Consider the following 21,391-nt stretch of genomic DNA (forward strand, 5'->3'; position numbering starts at 1 on the left):
GCGGCCTGCGGGGGCGGAGGAGAAGGGGCTCGTGCGGTGCGCGGAATCCGGACGCGGGGGCCCTGCGAGCAAAGCGGGTGGGTCCACGTGACACGCACCAGCGGTGGGTCCACGGGACGCTCACCGGGGGTGGGTCCGCGGAACGCGTGCTGCGGACGCACGGGCGGTGGGTCCTCGGGTCACTCACCGGGGGCGGGTCCACGGAACGCGTGCTGCGTTGCGGCCGTGGTTGCGTGAGATATGGCCTCCCGGTGTCATCCGGCCGAGGGCGGCGCGTCGCGCTCGGGGTCGATGAGCGTCGCGGCGGCGGTTCCCCCGAGCACGAGCAGCGCACCTGTGAGAAGGACGGCGTACCGGTACCCGTTCGCCCCGTGAGTGTCCACGAGGTGTCCGATCAGGGCGGGCGCGATCAGGCCGGCGGTGGTCACCACGGCGTTCATGATGCCCAGGGTTCCGCCCCGGCGATCGGCGGGCGTCAGCTGGGCGACGGTGGTGACGGCGATGCTGGTCATCGCTCCTGCGGCGCCGAATCCGACAACCAGCAGCACGACGGTGATGGCACCGGGCGGCGCGTACGGCAAGGTGGTGCAGGCAGCGGCGCTGGTGAGCAGCAGGGTGCCGCCGACCCGGCCCCGGGCCCAGCGGCTGGTGGTGCCGCGGCGCAGAAGCCACCCGGTCAGGCCGGCCTGGCCGAGCACGACGACGGCGTTCAGGCCGTAGACCAGCATCAGCACCCGGGCCGACTCGGCCGTCGAGTAGCCCAGCCCCTCATGCAGGTAGGAGGGGAGCCAGACGAGTCCGAACGCCGTGATCCAGTACGCGCCGAAGTAGGCGGTCGTGGCCCCGATCCAGGTCCTGGTCGCGAGAATCCGCCGGTACGGGGTCCGGGGTGCTGTCGCTCCACTTCGATTGCCGGTGCCGGTGCCGGTGTCGGCTGGCGCGGTGTGGGTGTCGGTCCGGGCCGACGGGGAGTCCGGCGCGCCCATGTATCGGCCCTCACCGCCGAAGGGGATCCACAGCAGCGCCCAGACCAGACCGGTCGCCGCGACCACGGCGAAGGCGGGCCGCCAGCCGTGGTGATCCATCACCCAGGTCAGGCCGGGTGCGGCGAGGAGCACGCCGAGGGTGGTGCCGAGGACTACCAAGGCCCCTGGCAGATTGCGGCTCCGGTCGGGAAACCAGGACATGGCGGTCTGCTGCGCCACGGGGAAGGCCGGCCCTTCGGCCGCGCCGAGCAGAACCCGTGAGGCGACGAGCACGGCGAAGCCGCCACCGATGGCCAGAGGGGCCTGGGAGAGCGACCACAGCAGGGCCATCGCCAGCAGCAGCCACTTGGGCCGTATGCGGTCGGCGAGCAGGCCGACGGCAGCGCCGCAGAGCGAGAACAGCAGGAAGAAGGCGCTGTTGGCGAGCCCGAAGGCGGACGCGGACAGGCCGAGGTCTTTGCGGATCGGCTCGGCGGCCAGACCCAGCACGGACTTGTCCGCGAAGTTGACCATCATGAAGACGACGAGCAGCGCCGTGACGGCCCAGGCGCGCCGTCGTGGCCCGCTCATGGTTCTTCGGGGGCGGGCGGGCACAGCGGGTACGACATCGGTGTCGATCACAGGGACTCCGCGGAAGGACGGGCGCACGCGCGGACGGGCGGCGGCGAGAGGGACGGGGCCGGGCTCGTGCCCGGCCCCTCGGGTGGGCCGGGAAGGATCAGGACAAGGGCACGCCCGTGATCGCGATGCGCTCCATGACGCGGCGCTGCGGGTAGTAGTCGTTGATCGCGTAGTGCTGCGTGGCGATGTTGTCCCAGATGGCGACGGAGCCCGGCTGCCAGCGGAAGCGCACCTGGTACTCGGGGATGCGCGCCTGCAGTACGAGGTCGTGGAGCAGTTCCCGGCTCTCGTCCTCGGGCAGCCCGATGATCCGGATGGTGAAGGGCTCGTTGACGTAGAGCAGTTTGCGGCCGGTGCGGGGGTGGCGCACGACCACCCGGTGCTCGACGGGGGGCAGGTTCTGCCGGTGGGTGGCGATCTGGTCGGCCGTCATCATCGCGCCCCAGCTGTGCACCCAGTCGTGCTCGGCCGTCAGCGGGTCGATGCGCTCCTTCATCTCGGCGGACAGGTTGTCGTAGGCGGCCGCCATGTCGGCCCACATGGTGTCGCCGCCGGCGGGCGGGATGTCGACGGCGCGCAGGACCGAGCCGAGGGCGGGCGCGGCCATGAAGGAGTGGTCGCTGTGCCAGATGTTCTTGTTCCCCGCGGAGTTGGCGTCCTTGGCCAGCCGGGACACACCGGTCGGCGCGGTCTTGGGGAAGAACGGGTTCGGCTCGGGCTCGCCCCACACGCGGGCGAGCGCGAGCTGGGAGTCGGCGTCGAAGGCGTGCTGGTCCCGGAAGAAGATCACCTTCCACTCCAGCAGGACCTGCTTGAGTTCCTCGGCGAGTTCCGCGTCGACCGGGGCGGAGAGGTCGACTCCGTCGATCTCCGCCCCTATGTGCGGAGTGAGCGGGTGGACGCCCAGTCGGCGGTAGTGCGGCGACGGCGCACCGGACGCGGTGCGCTCCAGCACCCGCTTGCCGAAATGCACCAGGGGCTTGCCCAGAACGGGAGATGAGGCGGTGACGACGCTGTCCATGAACCCTCCGGCTGCGAACGAACTAATTTCGTTCCCGGCAGTATCGTTATTAGGTCATGCCGTGGCAAGGGTCCGTGACACGTCAGGAATCACACCGTGACGAGGCCGGCCGGTTCGATCTTCCGGCCGACCCTCGGACGCCGGCCCGCGCTGGAGCCGAAACTCAGGGCTCCGTCCGAGGTCAGGGAGTCGAGGCGACCGCGCGGGCGACGAGGTCCACGAGGATGTCCACGAACCCTGAGTCGGGCAGCTCCTGCTCACCGACCAGGCGGAACAGCAGTGGCGCGGCCACCAGGGTCGCCGCGGCCCGTACGTCGATGTCCGCGCGTACATCGCCGCGGGCGACACCGCGTTCGAGGATGCGCCGGGTCTCGCTCGTGATCCGCTCGGTGTACCCGGTGTACTGGCCGCGGTCGGCACCGACTTCGGCAGCCGTACCGATCAATCCCGCCAGCAGCCGGTCCGAACCCGGCATGCGGTACGCCTCCAGCCTGGCCGTCAGCACGACACGCAACTCTTCCCGGAAGTCGCCGAGATCCGGGACGGACAGCACACCGATACGACTCTCGGCGGCGGCGATGACCAGATCCTGCTTCGTGGGCCAACGCCGGTAGATGGCCGGCTTGCTCACGCCGGCCCGGGCCGCGACGGCGTCCATGGTCACCGCGCCCATGCCCTGCTCCGTGACCAGCTCGACGACCGCGTTGAGCACCGCGCCGGTCACGCGCTCCTCCCGAGGCCGCCCCGGTCCCCGCTCAGCCCCACGCGCCTGTGTACCCGCCATACGGCAGAGCCTACGGGCCGGGACGAACCGACGCGGACGAGGGGCGGCACACACCCACGCCGGGCCGGCGCACCGGACCCAGGGGCCCGCGCCCTCGCCCCCCGGTACGGGGCACGGGTGCCCGGGACCGCGTCCCCCCGCCCAGGCGAGGTCGCCGTCCCGCGAAGGGCCATCGCGACCGGGTGTCGGGCGGCCGCCCAGACCAGGGTCGCCCTCTCGGCCCCCCCCCGAACGAGGCGTGGCGACCGCGGACCGGGCATGGGCCAGGCCGGGGCCGTATTCCGGTAGTCCCTGGTGCGCTTGCGACCCCTTGTCGCGTCACGTACCCGACCTTGGCACATGTGCGCCTGACGCAGTTGTGCCAGCCGGGAGGGGTTCCCTGTGGCCGGGCAGGTCCGAAAGTACCCAGACTGGGTCGCTGTGGAGGAGGCTGACGCCTACCGCGTGGAAAAGATGCTCGAACAGGCAGCAGCGGGGGAGTTGTGGAACTCCACGTAATTCGCCATCAGTAGCGTCAGGTCCCCAGCCAAACGTTCGAGCGCGGCGGTTGGGTTGCTGTGTTCGCGCCCGGATAATCCTGGGACGGCCTCGGGGTGGCCTCCGTATCTTGGGGCCATGACGGACGCGGCAGAGCCGAGGCTCTTTGTGAACCGCTGGGGCGACACATCGGACCCGGCCCCGGAGCAGCGGGGGCCCCGCCAGGACGCGTGCTCGTGCTTCGATCAGTCCACGCCACATCCGCGAGCCCGAGTCGGATTCCACGCCGAGCGGCAGGACATCTCGGCTCCGGGCTGGCGCCGCCTGCTGGAGCTGATCGACGAGGCCGCCGCCGACGGGCGCGAAGAGTTCCGCCCCCTGACCCAGCTCAGCCCGGAAGAGCGGCGGCAGGTCATCACCCTGCCACCGAGCATCGCCCAACTGACGGCAGTCAGGCACCTCGTGCTCTACGGCAGCAATCTGGTCCGGATTCCGCCCGAGATCGGGGCCATGACCAGCCTGGAGGAGTTCACCCCCTACACCTCCTAACGGCTGCACTGGTTCCCCTACGAGATCACCCGATGCCGGAGGCTGACCCGCAGCACGGTGAGCACGCGCGCGCTGTTCGGCAACTACAAGCTGCGGCCGCCCTTCCCGCAGCTACAGCCTTCTCTGGACTCCGTCGCGGACATCGATTCGGGAAACCTGGATCCCCGGCACTGGGGCGCCACCGCCATCTACAGCTGCAGTGTCTGCGATCGCCCGATCGGACAGAGCGCACTCCATCAGGTGTGGATCTCACTGCGCGTGGCCACTGACGTACTGCCCCTGCTGGTCAGCGCCTGCTCGGCGGCGTGTGTCGCCGCCCTGCCCGGCGGTGCCCGGGACTACATCCCCACACCCCACAAGGGCGGCCGAGTCGACCAGCCGGCACCCGACTGGACTGACCAGCCGAGCCTCACCTCCCCCTTCGGTCGGTCGAGAAACGCCCACGGTGGTGTGACGACGGGTCGAACGTCTGGGGGGAGCTGACACTCGCGATGGGGAAATACAGGCTCTACAGACAGGCGATCGACCAACCGCCCACCTCGGGAAGTCAGTCCCACCATGAGACGACAGCAAGGCCCCACTTCGAGGCTTCTGCATAGAACGCTCGCAGAGCATCGAAATGATCCACCAGATACGTTCTGGGCCCGTCGACGAGGCCTTCGGCTGCGTGGCCGATCAACGTTCCTGCCCCACGCATGTCGAGTGGTAGCACCGCCAGAACGGCCTGGAGGTCGATCTCCCCGAGCAGACCGGAGACTCGCCTGACTGCCAGCGGTTCAAAGGCGGCCGGTGCAGGCCCGAAGGGCCCGATGGCATGAGGGTGAGCGTTGAGGAAACCGACATCCATCGTTTCTTCGCCGACCTCCACGGCCGGACCTACATAGCCCATACAGTTCTCAAACAGCGCGGCTGGACCCTGGTGGCCGAGTACAGGGAGTGGAGGAGGGGCGCGTCATCACCATGGTGGCCTTCGAGGACGCATGCACGAAGAAGTACGGCCACGCGGATCAGGCCATCTGACGGGCCATCCCGGCCGAACGCCGGGCGGTCAGACACTAGACGGGCAGACTCCCTGAGAAGGTCCAGAGCTGGGCGTCCTACGTCGACGGCGAGCTGCTCAACGAAGTCGCATCCGTTCAGGCCGACCCTGTATCCGGCAAGGACGAGGCCGCCGAGCACGCGCAGCGCCTCCACGGCCACCTGACGCGACTGGCGAACCTCGCCGTCCCCTCCAAGGTCGCCCGAACGGCATCGGGCCGGGGCTGACTTCGTCAAGCGGGGGCGTGTGCTTCGTTCAGAGAACGGCGTGTCACACTCCTCCCTGATCAGGGGCGAACGTCCCCCGTGACCTGGGAGGGGACGTCTGTGCGGACAACGAAGTGGGCTGCTGCGGTGACAGCGGTCATCGCGCTCGGAGCCGGGGGCTGCGGGGGTGGCGGCTCCGGACGCGAGGCAGTCCCTGCCGGTTCACCGTCGTCCCGGCCCACGGGCACCGGGCCGCTCACGGAGGACACCGTCCGCGCAGACCTCGATGCCGCAACTGCGGATGCAGGGGCCCCGGCAAACGACCCCGACTACGCCGATGACTGGCCAATGGCGTGCTCCCTCGCTTACAAAGGCTTCGGTACCACCCGCGCCACCGTCAACGCCGCCCGCTACAAGGCCACGGTGGCCGAGCTGCGTGAGCGTGAGTGGCGGCAGTCCAAGGAACACTTCATGGAGCACAAAGATGAGGACGGCCGGATCTACGGAGCCCGGACAATCCTCAAGCAGCGCGGCTGGACTCTGGTAACCCATTACGATGATTGGGGGAAGAGGGGCGTCATCACCATCGTGGCCTTCGAGGACGCATGCAAGACGAAGAACCGCGTCCCCGAGGATTGGGCCTCCTGACCGGCCATCCGGCCGATCAGCTGCAGGAAGTCCCGCAGCACTCGAACACGTCGGTGTAGCCCTAGCTCACTGCGGAGATCGCCGGGGGCATCGGCAGGCCGTGAGGAGTTCAGGGCGGCGTTTGCGTGAACGCCTCTGTCGCGGCGCCGCAGGCTGCGTTCAGATCACCGAGTTGGAGATGTGCGCGGGACGTGCGGGTCAGGTAGAGGACGTTGTCCCGTACGTAGCCGTCGACCGCGTACTGGGCCTGCCGAGCCTGCTCGAAGTATGTCAGGGCGCGACGGGGGTCGTTGAGATCGAGGGCGGAGGAGCCGGACGGGTTGTCCGGGCTGGGGTCCTTGCCACAGTGCGGCCAGCTAGGCGGAACCGGGATGGTGCGGGATTCGGCTAGGCATACCCGAAGGCCGGATGTACGGGGTCAGCGGTTGCCGAGCGCGCACCGAGACTCCAGTACCGCGTCCTTCGCTAGGGCACGGAATGCGTCCATCCTGAACGGCGAGCTGCGGCCCGGCCGGGAGGCCGGAGTCGCTCCTTGAGGTGATCCGCAGCGCAGTGCCCTGGTCTCCGTCGTGCCGGCCACGCCGCCGCACCGAGCTGCGAAGGACGCGCGCCGACATGGTGCGACGACGATCGAGCAGCCCGCCCCGTCCCTGCGGGCAGTCCCAGACTAGCGCGCCGTGCCGCGAACCCGGCTGCGAACCAGGCCCGAGCACGAGGCGCCTCGGCCGCGCGCCAGGACGGGATCAAGACGGTCGAGCAGGGAGCGGCGACCTCCGTCCTGCTCGCCGCCTCACCGCTCCTCGACGGCGTGGGTGGCCGCTACTTCGCCGACTGCAACGAAAGCGACGTGGTCGACCGCCGCACCGGCACCTTGCATGGCGTCGCCCGGTACGCCGTCGACCCGGACAACGCCGGGCGTCTGTGGGCGCTGTCGCGGGAACTCCTCGCACAGGCTCACTGAGCACCTCTGCCGGACGCGACCGCTGCCCACCGTCAGCACGCGATCGTCACCCCGGTTTCCGGCCGGTCGTCACCCTGGTCTCCCGGCGGTCGTCACCCGGTATCCGGCCAGTCTTCTACTGATCCCCGGTCGGTCTTCGATCAATCTTCGGCCGGTCCTCAGCACTGCGGCTGTGCGCGCAGCCCGTCGAGGATGAGCGCGAGAATGCGGGGAGCGCGGTCCTCGGGGACGGCGGCGGCACGCCACAGCGCGCCGGTGAGCTGGAGAAAGTCACCGGGCTCGGCGTCTACGCGGATGCTTCCGTCCTTCTTGCCGGCGTCGAGGAGCTCGGTGATGGCCGTGATGACCGGGCCGTAGCTCTGTTCGCTCATCGCCTGGTGCGCGCTGGGGCTGAGGGCCTCGCCCAGGCCGTGCTTCCTGCGCATGGCCTCGACCAGATCGAGCGTCCAGGTGCGCAGCGCCTCCAGCGGCGGCAGCTCACCGAGCAGGTCGGGCACGGTGCCGGTGATGCGGGTGACCTCGTCCTGGTAGACGGCCAGGACCAGCGTCTCGCGGGTGGGGAAGTTGCGGTACAGCGTGCCCGGCCCGACACCGGCGCGCTGGGCGATCTGGTTCATCGACGTACCGCCGTCCTCACCCAGCGCCTCGCGGGCGGCAGCGAGGATGCGCGCCCGGTTCTCACGAGCGTCGGATCGGACCACGAGATCTCCCCTTGCTAAGTGGAGAGCTCTCCACTACGTTATTCGGAGAGCTCTCCACTTACTTTAAAGGGGCACCATGCGCTACATCAAGCTCGGCACCACCGGCCTGGACGTTTCACCGATCGCCATCGGCGCCATGACCTACGGCGAACCCGACCGCGGACACCCCGTCTGGTCGAAGGGCGAGGATGAGGCCCGCCCGCTCATCAAGTACGCCCTCGAGGTGGGCATCAACTTCTTCGACACCGCGAACCTGTACTCCTACGGCTCCAGCGAGGAGATTCTCGGCCGGGCACTGAAGGACTACGCCGACCGCGACGCCGTGGTCATCGCCACAAAACTGCGCCACCCGATGCGCCCGGGCCCGAACGGCCGCGGACTGTCACGCAAGGCGATCATGACCGAGGTCGACCATTCCCTGCGCCGCCTCGGCACGGACTACATCGACCTCTACCAGATCCACCGCAACGACCACTCCACCCCCTGGGAGGAGACCCTCCAGGCCCTCAGCGATGTGGTGCAGGCCGGCAAGGTCCGCTACCTCGGCGCCTCCTCCATGCACGCCTGGGAGTTCGCCAAGGCGCTGCACCTGCAGAAGCAGCACGGCTGGGCGCGGTTCGTGTCGATGCAGAACCACTACAACCTCCTCGCCCGCGAAGAGGAACGGGAGATGATCCCGCTGTGCCTGGACGAAGGCGTCGGCACCCTCATCTGGTCCCCCCTGGCTCGGGGCCGCCTGGCCCGGGCCTGGGACGACGCCCGCTCCACCCAGCGCTCCGAAACCGACGCGGCCTACGCCGACCTGCTCTACTCGCCCGCGCAGGAAGCCTCCAACAAGGCGATCATCGACGCGGTCGGCCAGGTGGCGAGCGCGCACGGCGTGAGCCGCGCCCAGATCGCGCTGGCCTGGCTGCGCCGGCAGCCGGTCGTGACCGCGCCGCTGGTCGGCGCCGGATCCATCCGTCAGATCGACCAGGCCGTGGCCTCCCTCGACATCGACCTCACCGACGCCGAGGTACGCACCCTGGAAGCCCCTTACACCCCGCGCCACGACTGGCAGGGCGTCTCCGACGAAGCGGAGCTGGAGGCCATCCGCCGGCGCGTCCCCGGAATGGCCCTGTCATGAACTCGATCGTCCGCTCCGGCCCGGCCGCCCGCGCCGGAGGCCTCCTCATCCTGCTCGGTCCGCTGGTGTCCTGGCTGGCGGAGTTTGTCACCGCTGCCGCATGGCAGAACCCGCCGTACTCGCCCTTCCATAACTGGGTCAGCCACCTCGGCCTGACCGGCCCGCCTCAGACCGCGTTTGGGCAAGTCGCCAACTCACCCCTCGGCGCCGTCATGAACACCGGCTGGGTGGCCTACGGCGTCCTCCTGGCGGTCGGCTCGTTCCTCGTATTCGACCTGCGCAAGGGCCTCCGCCCGACCGTCATCGTGATCCTCGCCGTCCTGGCCGGCGCCGGAGTCGGCCTCGTCGGCATCTTCCAAGGCTCCAACGCCAACGTCGACAACGGCCTGATCGCCCTGCACACCCTCGGTGCGCAGACCGTCATGGTCGCCGGCAACCTCATGGCCATAGCCGCCGGAGCCAACGGCGCCCGCATCGGCCTCAGCAGACGCCGGTCGACCGCGAGCATCGCCCTGGGCACCGCCGGTCTGATCGTCTTCCCCCTCTTCATGGCCGACGCGCTGACCGGCTGGATGTGGAACATCGGCCTGTTCGAACGCGCCGTCATCTACCCGATCATGATCAGCCGCGCCCTCCTCGCCAGCAGCATCGCCCGCCGGAGCCTGCCCGCGACGCCCACACCCACTCCGCTCCCCACCCATGCCACCAGTTGAGGAGACACCCATGACACCGGTACTGGTCACCGGAGGAACCGGCTTCATCGGAAGCTGGTGCATTCTCGCCCTGCTCGACGCCGGCCACACCGTCCGCACCACCGTCCGCGACCTGCGACGCGAACCGGACCTGCGCTCCTGGCTGCACCAGGCCGCCACCTTCGACGACGACCGCCTCACCGTCGTCCGCGCCGACCTCCAGCACCCCGACGGCTGGGACGCCGCAGTCGCCGGCTGCGACCACGTCCTCCACGTTGCCTCACCCACCCTGCGCCACACCCCGGCAACCGACGACGAACTCATCGTCCCGGCCCGAGAGGGCGTCCTGCGCGTCCTGCGCGCAGCCCGCGACGCCGGCGTCCGCCGCACCGTCCTGACCAGCTCCTTCGGCGCCATCGGCATCGGACACCCGCCCCGTTCCACCTCGTTCACGGAGGCGGACTGGACCAACACCGACGCCGACATACCGCCCTACCAACGCTCCAAGACCCTCGCCGAACGCGCCGCCTGGCAGTTCATCACCGAGGAAGGGGCGGGCATGGAACTGGCCGCCGTGCACCCCACGGGCGTCTTCGGCCCCCTCCTCGGCCCCGACGACCCTCCTTCCCTGCGCCTGATACGCAGAATGCTCGAAGGGAAAATGCCCGCCAGCCCACCCTTCGCCATGGGCTACGTCGACGTCCGCGACGTCGCCGACCTCCACCTGCGTGCCATGACCGACCCCGCGGCCGCCGGGCAGCGCTTCCTCGCCGTCGCCGGGCACAGTCTGCGCGTCGTCGACATCGCCCGCATCCTGCACGACCACCTCGGCGAACGCGCCGCCAAGGCCCCGACCCGCGAACTGCCCATCTGGCTCACCCGCGCCCTGGCCACCGTCAACCCCGAACTACGCCTGCTCAGACACCAGCTCGGCCGCAACCTCAACGCGTCCGGCGCGAAAGCGGAGAAACTCCTCGGCTGGAAGGCGCGCCCCATCGAGGACACCATCGCGGACACCGCCGAAAGCCTGCTCGCCCACGGCATCGGTGCATGACCTCATCGGCTACGTCATGACACAGAACGGTATCGACGCGAAGCGGTGCAGTCGGCCTCGAGCGGGGCCCGCGAAGCATTGGCGAGGCTGTCCTGCTCGTGGTACGACGCCATGAACTGATCGATAACTCGTGGGCGACGGTCGACCTATTGCCGGCCCTACCTGGACGGACAGGCCAGTACGAGACCCTGGTGACTGCGTGACTGCCCCTAACAAAGCCTTTGGACGTGTCGGTGCGTGATCAGGCAGACGGCGAGGCCGAGGAATGCCTCGTGGATGTCGACTCTTGGCCGGATGGGCGGCTGCCGGAGACTTCCGCAACTCCCTGATCACTGGGCGAAGACTCCCTAGAGCTGCCCGACCTGCAGCGTCACCCGAAGGTAGGGACGCTGGAGGTCTCCAGGTCGGGCCTGGCGCGTACGAGCCGTACGGGGTGACGCCATCGCCCGCCGGCGTCCAGCGAGATGTCGGCGCTTACCTCAACGACAAGGTCCGGCGCGACGAGCTGGGCGTCGAGTGTCTGCGTGCTGCCCCAGCCAGCTGAGAAGCGGCGGCCCGTCCAGGGATGTCGGCCGGTTCGGGGCTGAAGTAGGGCTCCGACGCCGGCAGCGAGCTCGCGGGGGAGTGGAGTGGTCCGGCCGACGTAGCGGAGACGGCCTTCGGCATCGAGGCGGCCGAGCAGCAGACTGGAGGGGGCGTGCACGTGGCCGGTCACCGCTCCGACGATCGCGTCATTCGGGTGTCGGACGCGAATTTTTGCCCAGCCCCGGGTCCCGCTCGCATAGGTGCCGGACAGCCGCTTGGCCACGATGCCCTCGATCCCGGCCGGGGCCCACTCCCGCATCCACGACAGGGCCTCGTCTCGGTCCAGCGTCATGGGGCACAGCGTCCACGGCGGCTGAAGTTGCTGTTCGGCGAAGAGCGCCTCGAGCCGGGCCCGCCGGTCACGATAGGGGAGGCGGGCCACCTCGCCCTTTGGGCCGTCGATGCGCAGAAGGTCGAAGGCCACGAAGTGGGCGGGGCTGGAACGGACCTCGGCTTCCACGGACGCCGGGCGGCGGTTGAGCCGGCGCAGTAGCCGCTCGAACGCGAGCCGGCCGCCATGCCAGATCACGATCTCCCCGTCCAGGATCACTGCTGGCAGGTCCCCGGCTGCCGTAGCGATCTCAGGGAATCCGGGGTTGAGGAGCGTGCCCTGCCGTGAACGGATCTCTACAGCACCCGCCGGATTCCGACTGACGATCGCCCGGAAGCCGTCCCATTTCGCCTCGTAGGCGAAGGGGCCCGTCGGGAGGTCCTCGACGGCCTTGGCCAGCATGGGGTCGGGCAGGCGCCATTCCATGAGGTCAGCGATACCACCTGTGGCTCCTCGATGAGGTGCTGCGACGCTCCGGCGCTGGTGGCCGGGGTCAGACGGTGATGGCGAAGACCCACAGGTGCGGGTCGGGGCCGGGGATGATCACGTAGTGGACGATGGCGGTGCGGGTCGTGATGACACGCACCGACTCGTCCATGTCGTCGAACTTGTCGGCCTGCGGCCACGACCACGGGTCTGCGCAGGCGCGGAGCACCGCGTCGTGGAGCTCTTCCCGGGCCGGCACGGGCAGGTTCTTGACGGTCTCGCCGACGTGCCTGGCGAACCGGGCGGGGACAGCCGTCACGCCCCGAAGACCTCGTCCATGCTCATGGCGCCGTCCTCGGACCTCCCGCCGTCCTTCCACTTCCGGTAGGCGACGGCAGCGTGCATGCGGGCGCGGGCATCCCGCAGGTCTTCGGGCCCGTCCGCGGCGGCCTGGTCGGCTTCAAGCACGTCAGCGACGTAGTCCTGGACGGACATGCCACGGCGCTGCGCGGACGCGCGGACCTTGTCGGCCAGCTCCTGGTCGACACGAGTGTTGAGCTGGGTGAGTGCCATAACCGCGATGTTAGCGATTTGCTAGCAATCGGAGAAGAGGGCTGGATGGCCGCCCCGGTTCCCGGCCCTATGCGCTTGGCGTCACGCACTGGCCATCACGGGGGGGGTCCGGGAACGGCCGTAGGGCCCGTTCTAGCTGAGAATTCCGGTGATCTGCTGCCCGGTCAGGGCTTGGGCGATCTGCCACCGCATGCCGCCCCGCGACCCCTTGATGATCACCACGTCACCGGGTTGCAGCATCTTCTCCAGCAGCTCCGTGGCCGTCTGGTTGTCGCCGACGATGGCGACATCCACGCCCGCGGCGGCGGCTCCGAGGGCGAGCTGCTTGGCCAGGTCCTGGCCGACCGCGATGACGAAGTCGACACCGAGCGCGCCGGCTTCCTGGCCGACGCCCCAGTGGGCGCTCGGCGCCTGGTCGCCCAGCTCCAGCATCTCGCCCAGCACGGCGATCCGCCGGGTACCCGGCGCCTTGTCGGGCAGATGTTCGTCGGTCTGTTCAGGCACCGAGGATCACGCCCCTGGCCGCGTAGAAGTGGTCGAAGCGGGCCCAGGGGACGGGAGCGAACTCCTGGGAGGCGCCGGGCAGTCCGGACGGGTTGTGCAGCATCACGTTCTCCTCGCTGGCGCCGACGGCGAGCACCAGGTGCCCGCCCTTGCTCGGCGGGTCGGCTTCGGGGGTACGGACCGTCTTGTTTACGGACAGCAGCGCCAGCCGCCCGCTGCCCAGGATTTCGGGGATGCGGGTGGCGGGCAGGTCGGGGACCGACTCGGCTTCCAGCCCCCATCGGGCCGCCACGTACTCGGCGTACGGCTGGTAGATCAGGCCCTTCACCGTGTCCCCTTCGCGGACGTAGGCGCCGGCCTCGCACAGCTCCCGCACGAGCGGAACGGAGGACGGCACCGGGTGCCCCCAGAAGTCCAGCGCCATCCGCAGGCACGCGACGCCGCACATGCGCGGGGCCCAGAACGCGTACTCCTGCGGGGTGTCGGCGCCGGACTTCTGCCACAGCGGGTCATCGGCCGCGCTGAGCCGGCCGGTGATGAACTCAGGGACCAGGTCCGAAGATTCCCACTGGGAGTAGTAGGGGACACGGTGTCGGGTGGTGGAGACGCTCATGCGCCCCAGTCTTGCCTACGGCAGGTAGGTGGGTTTGGTGAACGCGGTCCTGACGACGTGATGCATCAGGACGGGGTACGGGATGCCGCCCGCCTTCGCCATGGTGGCGAGGTTCCCACGCTGGGACAGGCCCGGCAGCGTGTTGCATTCGAGCACCGTGACGCGGCCGTTGGCCGCCGCTAGGAAGTCGACGCGGAGCACCCCGTGCGCGCCGATCATCTGGAACACCCGCCGAGCGAGGTAATGCATCGACTCGGTGATCGGGGCGGGGAGGATGGACGGACAGTGCTCGATGCGCAGAGCCGGGTCGTGCTTGGCCTCGTAGTCGTAGAACGCGTTCTTCGACTCCACGTCGTGGACGGGGAGCGTCACCAGACGGCCGTCGACCTCGATCAGGCCGACGGTACACGGGATGCCCTGCACGTACTCCTCGACCATGTACTCGGCGTACGGGTCGGTGGCCGCGGCCTCGATCATCCGTCGGAGGGTGGCCTCGTCGTGTGCGATGCCCGCGGCGAGGCTTCCTCCGCCGGAGGACGGTTTGACGAACACCGGGTAGCCGAGGGTGTGGCGGACGACGGACAGCGTCGACTCGATGGAGATGTCGGGGTTGACGACGACCCATCTCGGGGTGTCGATCCTGTCGTGGGTGAGCAGGTTCTTGAAGGTGGGCTTGTGCATGCCCAGGGCGGATGCCAGGACGCCGGAGCCGGTGTAGGGCATGCCGATGACTTCCAGCGCCCCCTGGACCTTGCCGTCCTCCCCGTGGAGACCGTGCAGACCCAAGAGAGCTACGTCGATCCGGCCCGGCAACGCGGACAGCGACGTGTCGGCGATGTCGATCAGCTCGGTGGCGATGCCGGTGTCGGCGAGCGCCTTGGCCGCGTGCTCACCGGAAGCGAATGAACCGGGCCTTTCGGGGGAGTCACCTCCGCAGAGGACACCGATCCGTAACGTGTCGATGTCCGGCACTGTCGTGGTGGTCACGCGGGTCTCCTTCGAACGCGGGGATAGCGACGGTGGTGTCTCGGCGCGGCGGCTGCTTCTTGGCAGGGGCGGGCCGCCGCGCCGTCTTACGCCCGTTGCCCAAGGCCATAGCCGGTCCAGCAACCAGGCCCGGGGCGAATGCGGGAACTAGGGGGAGACGGCCTCGCCCAGGGCCGGGAGGTAGGCGAGGAACAGGCTCCGCGCGTGAAGGTGCTCCAGCACCTGCGCGTACGTGTCGTCGTCGGTCGTGATGGCCGGCCGGGCGATGGCCAGGATCCCGTGCGCGTACCCCTGCACCGCATACCGGCAGGCCGCCGCGAACCCGGGCCGCTGTGCGAGCGGCGGCGGCTGCCCGACGTCTGCGAAGCTGCTGCCAGCAACCCTCCAGCCAACCGTGGCCGCGTGCTGCCGGATCAGGTCAAGGTCTGCGTGCCGCTCGAAACCGGGCCGCGCCAGGACGTACGCGGCGACGCAAGGTACACGACCCGCCTCCCCTATCCGCTGGAGGACTTCGTCCTCGTACTGCTGCCGAAGGCCTTCCAAACAATCAGCCGCCCACTGGCGGTCGGTGGAGAGCGACGGATGTCTCGTCACAGGGGGTTCCTCGCGGTCGAAGCCCCTGCCGCCGGGGGGCCCAGGCGACCCGTCGCCCCGGCGGCAGGGAGTGGAGCCGCGTGCGGTCAGGGCTGAGGGGGGGGCAGCGCCCGACCGCACGCGGGGATCAGGAGATGGTGCTCAACATGGAGCCGAGGAGCGCTTCGTGGGGCGCGGGGCCAGGCTGGAACTGGTCCAGCAGCTGTCGCAGGACTGCTGGCGGGACCAGGCGGTCGCCGCGGCACGGGCGCCGCCAGTAGGGGCCGGGCGGCTCTGTGGCCGTCATGGCGGGCAGCGCAATGTGGTGGGGCCGGCCAAGACAGGTCGCGTACCGGTGCGGAGCCCACCGCTCGCTGGTGCCCGGAGGGACCAGCCAGAGCAGCCACGACCGCTGGAGGTCCTCGATCACGGGTCCGCACGCATCGGCGGCGTCGTCACCGGACTGCTGCACAGCGTCCATGACCGCCATGACCGCGTACGCCTGCGGGCCGCTGGCGGTGAGAACGACGTCGAAGAACCGGTCGCCCAGGGGGAGCTGGAGCACCTGCTGGTTCTGCAGCGCCATCAGTGCGCGGACCCGGGAGGCGAGGTCGCCCATGTCGGAGGTTACGGAGCTGGGCTCGATGAACTCGGATACGGGGGTGAAGCCGGCTAAGGGAGCGGCCGGTCGCGGCTGACTGTCGCTTTCCCGGCGTGGGAGCTGCTGGATGATCATGCCTTCTCTTCCGTGCTTGGACTGGGGACGATCGCCATGACGGTCTTGCCGATGGCTACTCCCTCGTCGTCCAGGCGCTGGTCCCACGACAGCCGGACCCCCTGGCTCAGCACCCAGTGCAGGCTTGTCCTGCGGCTGTCGGGGTCGGGGGAGTCCGCGAAGACCTCGAAACGCGGGAAGTGGCGGAAAGCGTCATCCACTTCGATGACCAGGTCATCGGCCTCGGGGCCCACCGTCAAACGCAGGCTGACAGTGCCATCGTGGGACGGCAGCCCGTGCTGGGCAGCGTTATCAACGAGCGCCTTGATGATCTGTGCGGCGACCTCGATGTCCCCGGGCCACCGGGCCACAGTGAGGCGGGGACGCGCCCGCAGCCGCGCATTGCTGCCGGCCCCAGGGTTCGCCATCAAGCTGGTCTCGTACCGGAAGCGGGGGAGGCCTGCGGTCTCTAGCACGGGCAAGGGGACGACGGCGGAGCCGGCCGTGTCCTGCTGCTCGGACGATTCCGTAGGGTGCTCGGCTGAGACCGGGCGCGGTGAGGCCGCGAGGGATAGCCCTGCCGCGTTGTACGCGGTCAAAGCGGAGGTGCTGCGCTGGGGTGGCGGGTTCACGCGGGGACTCCCTGTCTGACTGTCGGGCTCCTTGCCGCCGAGCCGAACCCGATCCAGCGGCTGATAGCCAGTCAACGAGCCCCAGGCAGGGGACAACAGGAAAAGCACCGGTTTCGTGCATGCGCCCCATCCGGAAGACTTTGCGCTCGTGTTACCTGAGCCCTGGGCAACACAGTGACGGCGGCACTACGTTCGGCACATGGGAGCGAACCTCATCCTCCAGAGCCGCATGAACCAACTCGGCTTAACACAGGAGGAGTTGGCTACTCGACTCAATGTGGCCCTCCAGGAGATCACCGGCCGGCCCGGCGAAATCTCCTCGCGAACGGTCCGCAACCTGCTCAACGGGTCGAGCAAACGGCCAATCGGACGTACTTGCGCTGCACTTGAGCGCGTGTTCGGCTGCCCCGTGGCGGACTTAGGGTTCAGCGCACCCAGCTCCATGCAACACCCCCCGGAGGACCCCGTGCGGCGTCGCAACTTCATGCTCTCCACCACCGGAACAGCGGTCGCCGCTGTACCCGGCGTCGGACAGCAGCGCCGGACTGTGGGGATGACCGACGTAGCCCGCGCGGCGGCCAGCATGAACCAGCTCGTGGAGGCCGACGACCGACAAGGCGGTCACATGTCCTTGGCGACCGCTGCACTCGAAGGCCGCGCCAAGGTGCTGGAGCTTCAGCAGCGGAACGCCAGCGAACGTGTGCGCCGCGCCCTGTACGCCCTCGCCGCCGAATTCACCACCATCGCGGCCTGGTCGTGCATCGACCTGCGCGACCTCGATGCGGCCCAGCGGTACCTGCACGAGGCGATCTCGTTCGCCGGTCTGTCTCAGGACCCCCCCACGGGGATGCGGGTGTGGGTCAACATGGCCATGCTCGCCTACCAGCGGCAGAACTGGCCGGAGCAGCTCGCAGCCGCGCAGGCGGCAGCCGCATCTCAGGCCGCCCGCCGAGACCCGTTCTTCGGGTCGATGGGGCGTGTCCGACTCGCCCTGGCCCACTCCTCCCTGGGGGACCCCCAGGCTGCCAAGAGGGCCCTGGGTACCGCACAGGAAACTCTCCGGAAAGCGGTCGAGGACGAGCGTCCCCGGTGGACCGCGTTCTACGGGCCGGCCGAACTCAACCACCTCGCGGCGATCATCCTCAACCGCAATGGGCAGTCCGCGGAGGCCGAGGCGATGGCACACCGAGCGCTTGCGAAGATCCCCGGGGATTTCCCGCGCAACCGCGCCCTCGCCACGTGTCAGCTCGCCTTTGCGCAGCTCCGGCAGGGAGAGCCGGAGCAGGCCACGAGCACCGCGGCCACCGTCTTCACGATCATGGATGGCGCTCCGCTGCCTGGACGCATGCGCACCATGATCGGAGACTTCCACCGAGACCTGTTCCGGCTGGCGCCGTCAACGACGTACGCCCAGAACTGGGCAGACCGTATGCGAGATGAATGGAGCCGAGCGTGACCAGGGTGATCGACCTGCGGCATTACGGCAAGGACAGCCTTCCGGACGGCTTTAAGCAGATGCTGATCGACGTGCACGCCGACGCCTACGCCGATGCGATGGACGACGAGTTCAACCAGCGGTTCCCCTGGTTTGTCGACCACTGGTCAGGGATGGACGGCTTCACCTGCGTCGTCGCCCTCGACGGAGACGAGCCAACCGGCTTCGCTTACGGCGCTCCACTCCAGCCGGGCCGTGAATGGTGGCGCTCCACAGGCTTCGAGCCGAACGACGGCTACACCGCCACCTACGCCGTCTCCGAGGTCATGGTCCGCCCGAAGTGGCGGAAGCAGGGCATCTCAGAACGTCTGCACGAAGCGCTGCTGAAGGAGCGCGAGGAAGATCTGGCCGTGCTCCTGGTCGACGTGACGCACCCGAAGGTGCAGGAGCTGTACGAGACATGGGGTTACGAGAAGGTGGGCGAACAGCAGCCGTTCGCCGACTCCCCTGTCTACGCGGTCATGGTGAAGAGTCTGCACCCCTGAACGCCCCCGGCGTGGGCGGGGGCGTCACACGACCTCGGATGTCTCGGCGCGGGCCTCGGTGACCGCTGTTCGGGCAGGGGTGATCTTGACGGTTCGTGGGGCGGGAAGATCTCACTTCTGGCGCACCGTATGACCTTCCTGCGTGGGCGGCTCGCGGTCCTCTCGCTTCGCCTCGATGCCAGACGGTCAGGTCAGGAGGGCGACGAAGACGCCAGCTGCGGTGGCCGCGAGGGTGAGGACCGCAGCAAAGGTGACGGCGGCGCGGGTGAGAGCAGCAGGGTAGCTAGCACCGTCCATGCGGGCGAGCTTGCCAGCGCCGGCTGCGGCCAGCAGCGCGATGACGAACACGAGTGCGATGGTCAGGAGAACGAGGGCGACGGTCACGGCGGACTCCCACGGTTGGGCAGCTGTTGATGTGACCGTTGTCCCGGATCCGGCGTACGTCAGGGTCCGATCGGACGATGATGAACACCGACGGACACCAAGCGTTGGGGGACGGCCCGGTGAACGACGAACAGCAGCCTTCCGCACAGGCGCTGGTCTTGCTGCGGCGCCAGTTAGCGGAAGGCGTGGCCGCAGCCAGGCTGAGTAAGACGCAACTAGCGGCCAAAGCGGACGTTTCCCGCACGACGGTGTACGAAGCACTGCGCGACGGTGGGCCAGTGCCGACCCTGGAGACCGTGACGGCGCTGGCCCGCGCGTTGAAACTTCCGGCGCAAGAACTACAGGCACTACAACGAGACGCGGCCGGGGGAGAGGGCGAGGGCGGTGAACGACCTGGGCCAGGCAGGCCGATCGGGGAGTGGGAGCCGCACGATCTGGAGGTCCATCCGGCTGGACCGCGCACCGCTGCCCCGGACTCCAGCGCGCTCCCGGCGCGGGTGCTGCCGGGGTATGTGCCGCGAGACCACGATCGGCAGTTGGAGAAGGCGGTGCGGGATGCGGCTGAGGGCCGCAGCCGCATCGTGGTCCTGGTGGGCACCTCGTCGACCGGAAAGACCCGGGCATGCTGGGAAGCCGTCCAACCACTTGCAGACCGGGGATGGCGACTATGGCATCCCTTCGACCCGACTCGGGCCGAGGCCGCCCTTCAGGATCTGCACCACGTTCAGCCGCGCACCGTTGTATGGCTGAACGAAGCCCAGCACTACATCGGGAACCGGGCAGCCGGCGAACAGATCGCAGCGGCCGTGCACCACCTACTCGTCACTCCGGAACGCGGTCCGGTCCTCGTGCTGGCAACCCTCTGGCCCGAATACGCTCACCAGTACATGACCGTGCCCGCCCCGGGCGGGGAAGATCCGCACAGCCGGGCACGGGAACTGCTCTCCGGCCGGACTCTCTCCATCCCGGACTCCTTCGACGCCCCAGCCCTAACCGCGGCGGCCGCCCTCGCCGACAAGGGGGACCGACTGCTGGCCGACGCCCTTACCCGCGCCCACACCAACGGACAGATCACTCAGGACCTCGCCGGCGCCCCCGAACTCCTCACCCGCTACCAGCAGGCAAGCCCGGCAGCCAGAGCGCTGCTGGAAGCAGCGATGGACGCCCGACGCCTCGGCGTTGGCCTCCACCTCCCGCAGGCCTTCCTCACCGACGCCGCCACCGACTACCTCAGCCAGACCGACTACGACCAGCTCACCGACAACTGGGCCGAAGCCGCCTTCGCCGAGCTCGCCGAGCCGGTCCACGGGAAACAAGCCCCCCTGCGCCGTACACGGCCCCGCCCGCGACGACACCCGCCCACCCCCTCCACCACTGCGGCGTCGCCGCCCCCACAACCAGCCGGGCCGGTATTTCGGCTCGCCGATTACCTGGTACAACACGGAGCCAGCACCCGCACACACCTATGCCCGCCCTCCTCCTTCTGGTACGCCGCACACACCCACCTCACCCACTTCGACGACCTGTACAACCTTGCCCGGGCAGCTAAGAGCCGGCACCGCCTGCAATGGGCTCACCACCTCCAACACCGCGCCGCCGACTGCGGCAGCTTCGACGCCCTGCTCCGCCTGGCCGGGCTGCGGGAGGAGGCCGGAGACCGGGAAGGTGCCGAAGCTCTCTACCGGCAGGCCGCCGACCACGGCGACACCAACGCCCTGCTCCGCCTGGCCGGGCTGCGGGAGGAGGCCGGAGACCGGGAAGGTGCCGAAGCGCTGGCCCGGCAGGCCGCCAACCACGGCCGCATCGACGCCCTGCTCCACCTGGCCGGGCTGCGGGAGGAGGCCGGAGACCGGGAAGGTGCCGAAGCTCTCTACCGGCAGGCCGCCAAACGCGGCGACACCAACGCCCTGCTCCGCATGGCCGTGCTGCGGGAGGAGGCTGGGGACCCGAAAGGCGCCGAAGCTCTCTACCGGCAGGCCGCCGAGCACGGCGGCACCAACGCCCTGCCCCGCCTGGCCGTGCTGCGGGAGCTGGACGGGGATCGGGATTGTGCCGAAGCGCTGGCCCGGCAGGCCGCCAACCACGGCCGCATCGACGCCTTGACCCACCTGGCCGTGCTGCGGGAGGAGGCCGGGGACCGGGAAGGTGCCGAAGCTCTCTACCGGCAGGCCGCCGAACGCGGCGACACCAACGCCCTGCTCCGCATGGCCGTGATGCGGGAGG

23 protein-coding genes and 1 pseudogene are annotated in these 21,391 nt (G+C 69.4%); 9 read left to right on the forward strand and 15 right to left on the reverse strand.

Features of this window, described 5'->3' with window-relative positions; all coding sequences use genetic code 11:
* Nucleotides 1-254: 254 nt before the first annotated feature.
* The 3 genes from ACFYQQ_RS39175 to ACFYQQ_RS39185 form a co-directional block, all read right to left on the reverse strand.
* Complete coding sequence (locus ACFYQQ_RS39175) at nt 255-1,556, reverse strand: MFS transporter (protein ID WP_356244183.1); 1,302 nt, start codon at nt 1,554-1,556, stop codon at nt 255-257.
* Between the two features lie 148 nt (nt 1,557-1,704).
* Nucleotides 1,705-2,628, reverse strand: a complete 924-nt coding sequence (locus ACFYQQ_RS39180; RefSeq protein ID WP_355790800.1) for a TauD/TfdA family dioxygenase — start codon at nt 2,626-2,628, stop codon at nt 1,705-1,707.
* A 181-nt stretch (nt 2,629-2,809) separates the two neighbouring features.
* Complete coding sequence (locus ACFYQQ_RS39185; RefSeq protein ID WP_355790797.1) at nt 2,810-3,352, reverse strand: TetR/AcrR family transcriptional regulator; 543 nt, start codon at nt 3,350-3,352, stop codon at nt 2,810-2,812.
* Between the two features lie 675 nt (nt 3,353-4,027).
* On the opposite strand from ACFYQQ_RS39185, the gene ACFYQQ_RS39190 reads away from it, so the two are divergent.
* On the forward strand, nt 4,028-4,438 hold the full coding sequence (locus ACFYQQ_RS39190) for a hypothetical protein (protein WP_355790794.1): 411 nt from the start codon (nt 4,028-4,030) through the stop codon (nt 4,436-4,438).
* A gap of 547 nt (nt 4,439-4,985) precedes the next feature.
* Here ACFYQQ_RS39190 and ACFYQQ_RS39195 read toward each other — a convergent pair.
* Nucleotides 4,986-5,306, reverse strand: coding sequence for a hypothetical protein (locus tag ACFYQQ_RS39195; protein WP_355790791.1), 321 nt, complete (start codon nt 5,304-5,306; stop codon nt 4,986-4,988).
* A 524-nt stretch (nt 5,307-5,830) separates the two neighbouring features.
* Here ACFYQQ_RS39195 and ACFYQQ_RS39200 point away from each other — a divergent pair.
* Both ACFYQQ_RS39200 and ACFYQQ_RS39205 read left to right on the forward strand, forming a co-directional pair.
* Nucleotides 5,831-6,331, forward strand: coding sequence for a hypothetical protein (locus ACFYQQ_RS39200; RefSeq protein ID WP_356244189.1), 501 nt, complete (start codon nt 5,831-5,833; stop codon nt 6,329-6,331).
* 742 nt (nt 6,332-7,073) lie between these two features.
* A pseudogene (locus ACFYQQ_RS39205) lies at nt 7,074-7,292 on the forward strand (oxidoreductase); the annotation flags it as partial.
* A gap of 158 nt (nt 7,293-7,450) precedes the next feature.
* Here the strand turns inward: ACFYQQ_RS39205 and ACFYQQ_RS39210 are convergent.
* Nucleotides 7,451-7,993, reverse strand: a complete 543-nt coding sequence (locus ACFYQQ_RS39210) for a TetR/AcrR family transcriptional regulator (protein ID WP_355789924.1) — start codon at nt 7,991-7,993, stop codon at nt 7,451-7,453.
* 76 nt (nt 7,994-8,069) lie between these two features.
* Here ACFYQQ_RS39210 and ACFYQQ_RS39215 point away from each other — a divergent pair, with 76 nt between their 5' ends.
* The 3 genes from ACFYQQ_RS39215 to ACFYQQ_RS39225 are packed head-to-tail and all read left to right on the forward strand — an operon-like array spanning nt 8,070 to nt 10,865.
* Nucleotides 8,070-9,119 carry an aldo/keto reductase gene (locus ACFYQQ_RS39215; RefSeq protein ID WP_355789921.1) on the forward strand — a complete coding sequence of 350 codons (1,050 nt, stop codon included), beginning with the start codon at nt 8,070-8,072 and terminating at the stop codon, nt 9,117-9,119.
* Complete coding sequence (locus tag ACFYQQ_RS39220) at nt 9,116-9,832, forward strand: DUF998 domain-containing protein (RefSeq protein WP_356244192.1); 717 nt, start codon at nt 9,116-9,118, stop codon at nt 9,830-9,832. The genes ACFYQQ_RS39215 and ACFYQQ_RS39220 overlap by 4 nt, the downstream gene beginning before the upstream one ends.
* A 10-nt stretch (nt 9,833-9,842) precedes the next feature.
* On the forward strand, nt 9,843-10,865 hold the full coding sequence (locus ACFYQQ_RS39225; RefSeq protein WP_356244194.1) for an aldehyde reductase: 1,023 nt from the start codon (nt 9,843-9,845) through the stop codon (nt 10,863-10,865).
* 370 nt (nt 10,866-11,235) lie between these two features.
* Here the strand turns inward: ACFYQQ_RS39225 and ACFYQQ_RS39230 are convergent, their stop codons facing one another.
* From ACFYQQ_RS39230 to ACFYQQ_RS39270, 9 genes are all read right to left on the reverse strand, one after another.
* Complete coding sequence (locus ACFYQQ_RS39230; RefSeq protein ID WP_356244197.1) at nt 11,236-12,207, reverse strand: ATP-dependent DNA ligase; 972 nt, start codon at nt 12,205-12,207, stop codon at nt 11,236-11,238.
* A 67-nt stretch (nt 12,208-12,274) separates the two neighbouring features.
* Nucleotides 12,275-12,526 carry a hypothetical protein gene (locus ACFYQQ_RS39235; protein WP_355793118.1) on the reverse strand — a complete coding sequence of 84 codons (252 nt, stop codon included), beginning with the start codon at nt 12,524-12,526 and terminating at the stop codon, nt 12,275-12,277.
* On the reverse strand, nt 12,523-12,780 hold the full coding sequence (locus tag ACFYQQ_RS39240; protein WP_355793116.1) for a hypothetical protein: 258 nt from the start codon (nt 12,778-12,780) through the stop codon (nt 12,523-12,525). The genes ACFYQQ_RS39235 and ACFYQQ_RS39240 overlap by 4 nt, the downstream gene beginning before the upstream one ends.
* A 132-nt stretch (nt 12,781-12,912) precedes the next feature.
* Entirely contained in the window at nt 12,913-13,284 is a 372-nt protein-coding gene (locus tag ACFYQQ_RS39245; protein WP_355793114.1) for a glutamate ligase domain-containing protein, read from the reverse strand.
* Nucleotides 13,277-13,897, reverse strand: a complete 621-nt coding sequence (locus ACFYQQ_RS39250; protein ID WP_355793112.1) for a C39 family peptidase — start codon at nt 13,895-13,897, stop codon at nt 13,277-13,279. The genes ACFYQQ_RS39245 and ACFYQQ_RS39250 overlap by 8 nt, the downstream gene beginning before the upstream one ends.
* Before the next feature lie 15 nt (nt 13,898-13,912).
* Nucleotides 13,913-14,884, reverse strand: a complete 972-nt coding sequence (locus ACFYQQ_RS39255; protein ID WP_355793110.1) for an ATP-grasp domain-containing protein — start codon at nt 14,882-14,884, stop codon at nt 13,913-13,915.
* A 147-nt stretch (nt 14,885-15,031) separates the two neighbouring features.
* On the reverse strand, nt 15,032-15,478 hold the full coding sequence (locus ACFYQQ_RS39260; protein WP_356244200.1) for a hypothetical protein: 447 nt from the start codon (nt 15,476-15,478) through the stop codon (nt 15,032-15,034).
* Between the two features lie 127 nt (nt 15,479-15,605).
* Nucleotides 15,606-16,076, reverse strand: coding sequence for a hypothetical protein (locus ACFYQQ_RS39265; RefSeq protein WP_355789898.1), 471 nt, complete (start codon nt 16,074-16,076; stop codon nt 15,606-15,608).
* Nucleotides 16,077-16,189: 113 nt separating this feature from the next.
* Nucleotides 16,190-16,804: an ATP-binding protein gene (locus tag ACFYQQ_RS39270; protein WP_356244203.1), complete on the reverse strand. Its 615-nt coding sequence runs from the start codon at nt 16,802-16,804 to the stop codon at nt 16,190-16,192.
* Between the two features lie 199 nt (nt 16,805-17,003).
* Between ACFYQQ_RS39270 and ACFYQQ_RS39275 the strand changes: the two genes are divergently transcribed.
* Both ACFYQQ_RS39275 and ACFYQQ_RS39280 read left to right on the forward strand, forming a co-directional pair.
* Entirely contained in the window at nt 17,004-18,260 is a 1,257-nt protein-coding gene (locus ACFYQQ_RS39275) for a helix-turn-helix transcriptional regulator (protein ID WP_355789903.1), read from the forward strand.
* Complete coding sequence (locus ACFYQQ_RS39280) at nt 18,257-18,784, forward strand: GNAT family N-acetyltransferase (protein ID WP_355789906.1); 528 nt, start codon at nt 18,257-18,259, stop codon at nt 18,782-18,784. The genes ACFYQQ_RS39275 and ACFYQQ_RS39280 overlap by 4 nt, the downstream gene beginning before the upstream one ends.
* 186 nt (nt 18,785-18,970) lie before the next feature.
* On the opposite strand, the gene ACFYQQ_RS39285 is transcribed toward ACFYQQ_RS39280, so the two are convergent.
* The gene (locus tag ACFYQQ_RS39285) at nt 18,971-19,168 is read right to left on the reverse strand and encodes a hypothetical protein (RefSeq protein ID WP_355789909.1); all 198 of its coding nucleotides are present in this window, start codon (nt 19,166-19,168) and stop codon (nt 18,971-18,973) included.
* A gap of 77 nt (nt 19,169-19,245) precedes the next feature.
* Between ACFYQQ_RS39285 and ACFYQQ_RS39290 the strand changes: the two genes are divergently transcribed.
* A partial coding sequence (locus tag ACFYQQ_RS39290; protein ID WP_388907298.1) for a helix-turn-helix domain-containing protein occupies nt 19,246-21,391 on the forward strand: 2,146 nt, incomplete at its 3' end.

The sequence above is a fragment of the Streptomyces sp. NPDC005496 genome (assembly GCF_042872045.1).
Classification (GTDB): Bacteria; Actinomycetota; Actinomycetes; order Streptomycetales; family Streptomycetaceae; genus Streptomyces.